Raw genomic sequence first — 8,479 nt, forward strand, 5'->3', positions numbered from 1 at the left:
TTAGGCGATGCTTTGGCTTCAAAGGCAACATCAACTGCAGCGGAGGGAACTCCACTGGCAGCAGTGCCTCCCAAGCCTCAAGTCAAGCCGAAACAAGCTACTGAGTAGTCCAAGACAAAGGGCGCGGCTTTCTGCCGCGCCCTTTTCAATATCCGTGTCATTGCGAGGCTGTTTGCGCCGAAGCAACCTCCTCAAAACCTTCCAGTCAGATTATTCACTTAATTCAGGATGACACCGCTTTGAGGTGCTTGGATTCCGGATCGTGTTTCGCACTTCAATCCGGCATGACTTCTGACTTCTTAATTATCTCCCAACGACTTACCTCTCACACAGTCACTCTTGCATACTTTAATGTCTCTGGGCAGGGACAGCGTGATCGTTCGTTGGGGATAGTGGCGATCATGCCTAGGACTACCCGTTTGATACGGTCAGCGTTGTTGTGAAAGACTTGCATGACCTCTTCAGCATTCACCGGTTCGACTTCGCCTTCGGCGTGGAGGCCGCTGTCATAGTCGGTGATGAGTGAAATGTTGACGACGCACATCTCTAGTTCGTGGGCCAGATAAGCTTCGGGGTATTGGGTCATGTTTATCACTTCCCAGCCCATGCTGGTGAACCATATGCTTTCCGCCTTAGTGCTGAAACGTGGGCCTTGGATAACGACCACCGTTCCCTTTTCGTGCACAGCAATACCTTCGTTGCGTATGCAGTTGACGGCAATTTCGCGCATTTCTGGGCAGTAAGTGTCGGCTGGGCTAACGTGTGTGACGATAGGCCCATCGTAAAAGGTATCTGCTCGGGCTTTAGTGCAGTCAACAAACTGATCGCAGACTACGAAGTCGCCCGGCTTCACATGGGATTGAAGGCTACCGGCGGCACAGGGGCTAATAATGCGGGTTACCCCAAGCTCTTTCATCGCCCAAACGTTGGCGCGAAAATTAACCATATGAGGCGGGATGCTGTGATCACGACCATGTCGAGGTAAGAATGCGACTTTCTTATCGCCGACAGTTGCCAACGCCACACTATCGCTGGGCGGGCCGAAGGGCGTTTCCACATTCACAAACTCGACATTCTTAAGCAGCGAATAGAAACCCGATCCTCCAAAGATCCCTATCTGAGCCTGCGGGGCTGCTGATGTACTCATTATCAACCTCCATGTGTATTGTGAATTCCGAAATATCCTACGCCTAATCATACTCTAATCCGCCTCCACCCAATGTCAGGGGAAGGGTTTCGGAATTTGCCTAAGTATAGTAATCCCTGTATATCCTCATTCATAATTATTCATCACTAACAGTAACTAAGCGCGTTATTTTACGGAGAAAATATGAAAAGGATAGTTATAACCGGTGGGCCGCAGTCCGGTAAATCAACTGCGACACGGGCATTAAAAAGAGAATTTGGAGATAAGATTCTACTAATCCCAGAATCAGCCACAATTCTTATCACCAAGGCTTTTCCAAAGCCAGGGGAAGATATCCCCTATTCCCCTGAATGGCAGGCGGCTTTTACCAATGCAATCCTGCCTCTCCAAAGAGAAAGAGAAAATGCTTGGGAATTGGTTGCCAAAGATCGCGGCATAAAAGTGGTTGTTTGCGATCGAGGGATCATGGACAACGCCGCCTATGCCGATGGCCATATTAAAGACTTTCTTGTAAACAACAACCTCGTCATTGAAGAGCTATATGGACGATACGACTGTGTTATCCACCTGGAATCGGTTGCGGTCTGCAATCCCGATTTATGGGGTAAAGCAGGCAATAATATACGCTATGAGGACCCCGATAGAGCAAGATTCCTCGATCAACGCATCCGCGAAGCCTGGAAGTCTCATCCTACCTGGCACTATATCCCCGGCAATGCCGGTATCAGAGCCGTCGTAAAACAAGTAAAGGTAATTGTCAAATCCTATTTGGATTAAATACCTAATTGCGCTGCACTAGCATTTCATACTCTATCATCCTTATGTTAGCCAGTTGGTCGAGTTCGATTTTGGCGATTTCGATGGCGTCTCCGTAGTGGTCAGCATAGGTTCTTATATCTGAGCGGAGGCGCATCCAATCCCAAGTAGGCTCGTGATGGCCGCTTTGGCCTGCAACTTCTTCATACGCCGCATACCAGATTTCAAAACGCCCGTCATCATGCAGGACGATACTCGCCTGAAGCTCTTTGCTTTCGTGGATTACTTCCTGCAATATCTCAGGGCGTATTGGGGGTTGGTAGGGACGGGTTATGAAATCATCATCGAAGCGCTCGACGCGATATCGTTGAAGTAGAGAATAGGCTTTCATACCGGATTCCGCCCAGCCTTCGGCTAGAATCGGCAACTTAGGCCAAAGCTCAATCCAGCCATCCGGTTCCCATTCTTCCGAACGGACGGGCGTATCCTTTGCCCATTTCCTTAAAAAGATTTCAAATCCTTCCGGTATTATGCGATATTGATATATCGCTTTGAGCTTCCAGTCCGGACTTAAAATGCTGCAGCAGTAAATCCTATCTGCTGGTTCTTTCCAATATGCCATCCTTGGACCACCCTCCTTATCCTTACAAGGCCAAGCAGAGTGTGTGCGTGCCCGAAAGCACGTAGTGCACCATTATTATTTACAATTCGCTAAGCTGTGTGATTTCTCCTCCTAAGATTTTCAAAACTGCTTCATGAGCTGCCGTTTGTTCAGCTTCCTTCTTACTCTTACCGCTTCCTTGCCCAAATACATCATTTTCAACAATCACTTCCACTGTGAATGTTTTATCATGCGGCGAACCAGATTCTAGAATAACCCGATAGGTTGGAGTCTTTCGCCATTGGGCTTGGGAGATTTCTTGTAAGCGAGATTTGAAATCATCCCCGCCAATCTCACCCTGAGCTACTTTCTCAAGGGCAGGTTCGAGTTGTTCAATCACAAATTTGCGCGCTGCCTCAATTCCATTGCTAAGATAGATGGCAGCAATAACAGCTTCGAACACATCGCCGAGAATTGAGGTCCGCTGCCTGCCCCCACTCGCTTCCTCACCAGGTCCAAGCCGTATATATTTGTCCAACCCTAATCGGCGGCTGGCCTCAGCTAATGCGCCTTCCATTACGACTGAAGCTTTCGCCTTTGATAACTCACCCTGGTCCCATGCAGGATAATGCTCAAAAAGGTACTCAGAAATGACCATCCCCAACACAGAGTCACCAAGAAACTCCATCCGTTCGTTAGATGCCTCGATAGTATCATTAGCGAACGAACGGTGAGTGAGCGCTCGTTCTAACAATCCGGCATCACTGATGGGAATTGTTGTCGGCAGTATTAACTTATTTTTCATCGTACGCGTGATAACGATTCTCCGATTCTTTCGACACCTTTTCGAATTGACTCCAAGTTCGAGTAAATACTCTGCCAGGCTATTCGATTATATCACATGTAGGTTACTAGGCTTCAAGGGAGGGATGGTTCCCGGAATCCCAACCCTATTTCCTATCACCTTCTCCGCAATACTAAGCCGTCTCAACTGTAATGTTATCGTTTGTAAACACACAAATCTCGGAGGCGATTTGGATAGCTTCTCTGGCTATTTCGGCGGGGGATTTATCGGTGAATTTCAGTAGAGCTTTAGCGGCAGCTTGGGCATAGGGGCCGCCTGAGCCGATGCCGATTACTCCATCGTCAGGTTCGAGTACATTGCCATCACCAGCGACGACTAGAAGCGCCTCTTTATCGGCTACAATTATCATCGCGTTAAGTTGGCGTAAAATCTTATCGGTGCGCCATTCCTTGGCAAATTCGACGGCGGCTCGGCGCACATTGCCTCCGTTCTGCTCCAGCTTTGTTTCGAACTTATCGGACAATGTCTGAGCATCGGCGGCAGCGCCTGCAAAACCTGCTAAAACTGCTCCGTGATATAGTCGGCGTACTTTCTTAGCCGTATGTTTAATAATCGTGTTGGAATCCCCGAGGGTGACTTGACCATCGGCAGCTAATGCCACCTCATTGCCGCGTTTGACGGCTACTACTGTTGTACTATGAATCATCCTTACCCCTTTACGGCGCTTAGCCGTCCTATAATGCTACCCTTATTCGGCATCCTCTTCGAGTGCTCGCGGGTGCGCTTTATCATAGGCATCTTTAAGTCGATCGAGAGTTAAATGAGCATAAACCTGAGTTGTGCTTATACTCGAGTGTCCTAACAATTCTTGTACACTTCTTATATCCGCCCCGCCATTAAGCAGATGAGTTGCAAATGAATGCCGAAGCGTGTGGGGTGTTATGTGGATAGTGTCTCCAAGCTGAAGTCCGTAGGTGGAGACCATTCGATGGACACTTCTAACCGTCAGCCTGCCTCCATTTGAATTAAGGAACAGGGCGGAAATTCGATTTTTATCATTAGCAAGCTCTGAACGTGCGCCGCCTAGATAATTTGAAAGCGCCTCATAAGCGGCTTTACCGAAGACAACCAATCGTTCTTTACCGCCTTTTCCCCGTACTCGAATAGTTTTAGTCTCAAAAGTGATATCCCCAAGGTCAATTGAGACCACTTCGCCAACTCTAAGCCCAGTTGCATAAAGCAATTCCAATAATGCTCTATCACGCTTTTGAAGTGGAGTATCGGAGGCGGGGATTTCCATTAAAGCTTCTGCTTCTCTTTTTTCAAGGGCTTTTGGCAGGAGATTTCGCTTGCTTGGACCAACAATATCTACGCAAGGGTTTGATTTAAGAATCCCTAGCGCTTGGAGATGACCGAAAAATGATTTAAGAGCTGCCAGCTTTCTGGCTCGAGTGGTAGGAGCGTTTACGACGAACTGTTTACAGAACTGCCTAACTAACTTATCATTAACCTCTTGAGGTGTACATGCGCCATTGACCTGGGCATAATCAACAAATTGCGCTAGGTCTGTCGCGTATGCTTTTACAGTGTTGTCGGCGCGAACCGTTTGCAAGTGGTTCAGAAACCGCTCGATCGCAATATCCAACTCGGTAAGATCATTCATTACATATCAATTCATAGCAGGGTTTGGCTTTTCCTGTCAAGCCTGCTCACAATAAAGAAATTCGGGTACAGTTCAATTTGTTAATATTTGCTTTGGGGGAAAGATGTTGAAACCGGTTAAGTTGGCGATTATTCCATTAGCAGGGCGGGGAACGAGACTTTATCCTGCTTCGAGTGTGGTGCCAAAGGGTCTTGTGCCTCTCGTTGATACCGATGGGATCGCCAAAGCCGCTATTCAAATCATGGTTGAGGAATGCATTAATTCCGGCATCGAACAAGTGGCGTTGGTTGTAAGCCCGGGAACGGATAAGGTCTATCGCAACTATTTCACCCCCATCTCTGAAAGTGAACTCGTCGCCTATAACGGCAAGAAAATCGCCCTCGAACAGTCGGAGCGTCTGTCCCAACTCTCAAAACAAATCGTATATTTCACCCAAGAAGAACCGCACGGTTTTGGGCATGCGGTTCACTGCGCGAAATCGTTCGTTTCGAGCGAACCGTTCGTCGTGATGCTCGGCGATCACGTGTATATTTCGGATACAAACACTCCCTGCCTGAAGCAAGCTTTGGATGTTGCGGTTGAATATGGACAGAGTGTTTTTGGGGTGCATCCCATCCCTGAAGCTATCATTAATCGTTTCGGCATCGTAGGGGGGCAGCCAATCTGTGCTCGCACTTATCAAGTTGAAGAAATAATCGAAAAGCCAACTATCGAACAAGCCAGGGCTAGGCTTCGAATTGAAAATATCCCCAAAGGCCAATATATGGCTCATTTCGGCATTTATGTATTCAGCCCAACAATGATGAATGTTCTAGATAAGGCGGTAAAGTCTCATAAGTCCGGTGAAGTTCAACTTACAGATGGGCAAATCACCCTTTATCACCAAGAACCCTGCCTAGCCTACCATCCCTGCGGCACATCCCACGATTTCGGCGTCCCCGAAGGCCTATTAGAGACCCAACACAAACTAGGCCTAAAATCACCCTTTGCCCACCTTTTGTGACAGGGGGAATATTTAAAAATAGTTCGCGCACAGAAACTGTATTGACCTGAATTTTCGGTTTTGTGAAAAGAAAATTTAAATAGTGTGATTCTTAAGAAGGAATAATTACGTTGCGTGTCGTACTTACTCATTGACTAGTAAAACCCACTGCCATTATTGTTGATTAGCTTGTAACCAAGAAGATAATTAGTAGTTCAGGAATCGATTATATAAAATGAAAGGTGTGCAATATGAAACAGATTTTCTTACTTCTCTCGCTCTCTTTATGTTTGGCTTGCTTTGCAGCGAGCAAACCAAAGGACAAGGCAATCGATTGCATACTCGACGGGTAGGCCAATGGATAGACGGCAAGATGGTTCTTCGGTGAGCGTCATCAGCGTTCTTAGTAGCTGAAGAGAGCTTTCGAAAGCTGTCTGGACACAAGGATTTATGGATGCTGCAAGCTACGTTAGGCACTCTTTGTGTGGAAAGAGATACCTATGTACAGGCGATGTAAAATAATCTTACGAACTACCAACTTTCCGCTAAAAATGGGACACGGTCCAAAACCAATCACCACACTGATAGGTGATGACAACAAATTAATTTACGTTGAGGTGAGATGTGAAAGGTTTATCCGTAGTTATATTGCTCTCAATCTGTGTGTTTGTCTCTTTCGGACAGACGACAACAAAAACTCGCAAGTCAATCATTAACCAAGCGAAGGCTGCGACCGTTTGGGTGATCACCGATAAAGCTTTAGGTTCAGGGTTTGTAGTGTCATCGGACGGCTATATTGTAACGAATAAGCACGTTGTTGATGACGCGGCTGAGATTAACGTCTTCATCAATAATCGCGATCGATATTCTGCAAAAATCATCGAGAAGGCAAAAGACGCTGATGTAGCCATCCTCAAAATTGAGACCACAAAACCTCTGGCGACGTTAGAATTGGCGGACTCAAGTGAAGTCGAAACGGGTGAGGAGGTTTTTGCTGTAGGATACCCCTTGCCAACAGAGCAGATGAGTAATGGTATCGCGCCTGATTATACGCTTACTTTTGGTCATATAAGCGGATTAAGACAACCCTTGGCAGGGAGTATGTTAGGAGCACGAGAACTCCTTCAACACGATACTGCAATTACTTGGGGGAACAGCGGAGGACCATTAGTTCTGATCTCTACAGGTAAAGCGGTAGGAGTGAATACTTGGGGAGTTATTTATAAAAGACAGGCAATTAATGGTCTAAAATACTCAGTTCCATCAAACACTGTGCTTGCCTTGTTAACTAATCTAAACATTCCTCTTCATCTCAATGAGCAAATTGAAGATAAAGCAAATGCTGGTTCTTCACGGCTTTCGGACTTATTATTGATCTCTGAATCACACGATATTTCGTCTGCTTGGTTACAAGATATATATTGCGATGTGGTTGTGAACCAAAACATGGCTAATAGCTACTTTGTGTTCAAAGCTGCAACTGGACGTGTCCCCACGCTATTAAGCTCACCGGTAGACTTTGCGAACGAAATATGGTTAACCTCTATTGATGGAAGTTTGCTCCAGATAAAACAATTGATAGACTATGAGCCTTCAGAAGTTGTTCTGACCGATGCATCTCGCCCATTTTTCTACCCACCTGTCTCAAAGGATGAAACACTGTATGCTTGGTCGGGCAGCTTGGGATTTTGGGGAGGAATTGTTCCACGGACAGATTTCTTTGGCTGGGGAGAAAGTCGTCTGAAGGCAACAATCTCCGGAACAAGCACTTTCTATGCCTACGATATTCGTTCAAAGGCAGTTAAATGGTCAAAGGAATCAATCTTTATCTCCTCTGCACTACCACATGGTAAAGGAATTATTTTTGGAGGTCTTAGTGGTTACGGAGCCTTATCTAGTGATAACGGTGAAGTCTTGTGGTCACAAGGATCAGTTGGTAAGGGTGAAGAACATCCACGTTGGTACACGGTAGGAGGTGTCAGCCAATCAAACTTAATAATTCTCGAAATACCGCTTCGTGTTAGCAACAAAATGGAAGATATTGAAGAAGGTGACCCCGTTGCAGTTTTCGGGAATGGGATAGCCAAAGTTTTGCTGGCCGATGTATCTTCAGGAAAAGTTGAAAGTTCGATTGACCTTGGCAGTATAAAAGACTTCCGTCGTGCTCTAAATTCCGGAGTTGCCATAGATTATGCCGCTGGTCAAGCAGTTTGTGTAGTCGGCGCATACCTTTATGGCGTAGACCTGAATACTAGAAAGGTCCTTTGGACAAATACGGCCGCAAGAGCTAAACAACTCGAGGATAATCGTGGGAGAGGTGCTCCTGTCTACTCTTCTGAATTAATCATACATAAGGGAGTGTGCTATGTAGGCAATTCCGATAACAATCTCTACGCGATAGATATGAAGACGGGAAAACAAGCGTGGCAATATACCACTCGTAATTCTGTAAATGCGCCAACTATTTCAGAGGATAAAATATTAATGACTTCGGAGGACGGCACTCTTTATGCGTTGGATATAGC

At 46.3% G+C, this 8,479-nt stretch carries 9 protein-coding genes; 4 read left to right on the forward strand and 5 right to left on the reverse strand.

Annotation, left to right across the window (positions count from 1 at the left end):
• Positions 1-325 precede the first annotated feature (325 nt).
• The gene (locus WCO51_06610; GenBank protein ID MEI6512932.1) at positions 326-1,147 is read right to left on the reverse strand and encodes an S-methyl-5'-thioadenosine phosphorylase; all 822 of its coding nucleotides are present in this window, start codon (positions 1,145-1,147) and stop codon (positions 326-328) included.
• A gap of 183 nt (positions 1,148-1,330) precedes the next feature.
• Here WCO51_06610 and WCO51_06615 point away from each other — a divergent pair, with 183 nt between their 5' ends.
• Positions 1,331-1,924, forward strand: a complete 594-nt coding sequence (locus WCO51_06615) for an ATP-binding protein (protein ID MEI6512933.1) — start codon at positions 1,331-1,333, stop codon at positions 1,922-1,924.
• A gap of 4 nt (positions 1,925-1,928) precedes the next feature.
• Here the strand turns inward: WCO51_06615 and WCO51_06620 are convergent, their stop codons facing one another.
• The 4 genes from WCO51_06620 to WCO51_06635 form a co-directional block, all read right to left on the reverse strand.
• Positions 1,929-2,525, reverse strand: coding sequence for a hypothetical protein (locus WCO51_06620; GenBank protein MEI6512934.1), 597 nt, complete (start codon positions 2,523-2,525; stop codon positions 1,929-1,931).
• Positions 2,526-2,604: 79 nt separating this feature from the next.
• The gene (gene rnc, locus WCO51_06625; protein ID MEI6512935.1) at positions 2,605-3,309 is read right to left on the reverse strand and encodes a ribonuclease III; all 705 of its coding nucleotides are present in this window, start codon (positions 3,307-3,309) and stop codon (positions 2,605-2,607) included.
• 172 nt (positions 3,310-3,481) lie between these two features.
• Positions 3,482-4,015, reverse strand: a complete 534-nt coding sequence (gene hslV / locus WCO51_06630) for an ATP-dependent protease subunit HslV (GenBank protein ID MEI6512936.1) — start codon at positions 4,013-4,015, stop codon at positions 3,482-3,484.
• A 42-nt stretch (positions 4,016-4,057) separates the two neighbouring features.
• A complete protein-coding gene (locus WCO51_06635; GenBank protein MEI6512937.1) occupies positions 4,058-4,972 on the reverse strand; it encodes a tyrosine recombinase XerC in 915 nt (304 codons plus the stop codon).
• A gap of 103 nt (positions 4,973-5,075) precedes the next feature.
• On the opposite strand from WCO51_06635, the gene WCO51_06640 reads away from it, so the two are divergent.
• From WCO51_06640 to WCO51_06650, 3 genes are all read left to right on the forward strand, one after another.
• Positions 5,076-5,975 carry a sugar phosphate nucleotidyltransferase gene (locus tag WCO51_06640; protein ID MEI6512938.1) on the forward strand — a complete coding sequence of 300 codons (900 nt, stop codon included), beginning with the start codon at positions 5,076-5,078 and terminating at the stop codon, positions 5,973-5,975.
• A gap of 214 nt (positions 5,976-6,189) precedes the next feature.
• Entirely contained in the window at positions 6,190-6,342 is a 153-nt protein-coding gene (locus WCO51_06645; protein MEI6512939.1) for a hypothetical protein, read from the forward strand.
• Positions 6,343-6,578: 236 nt separating this feature from the next.
• Positions 6,579-8,479 (forward strand): trypsin-like peptidase domain-containing protein (locus WCO51_06650; GenBank protein MEI6512940.1); only part of this gene is annotated, 1,901 nt, incomplete at its 3' end.

This window comes from bacterium, assembly GCA_037131655.1.
Taxonomy (GTDB): Bacteria; Armatimonadota; Fimbriimonadia; order Fimbriimonadales; family JBAXQP01; genus JBAXQP01.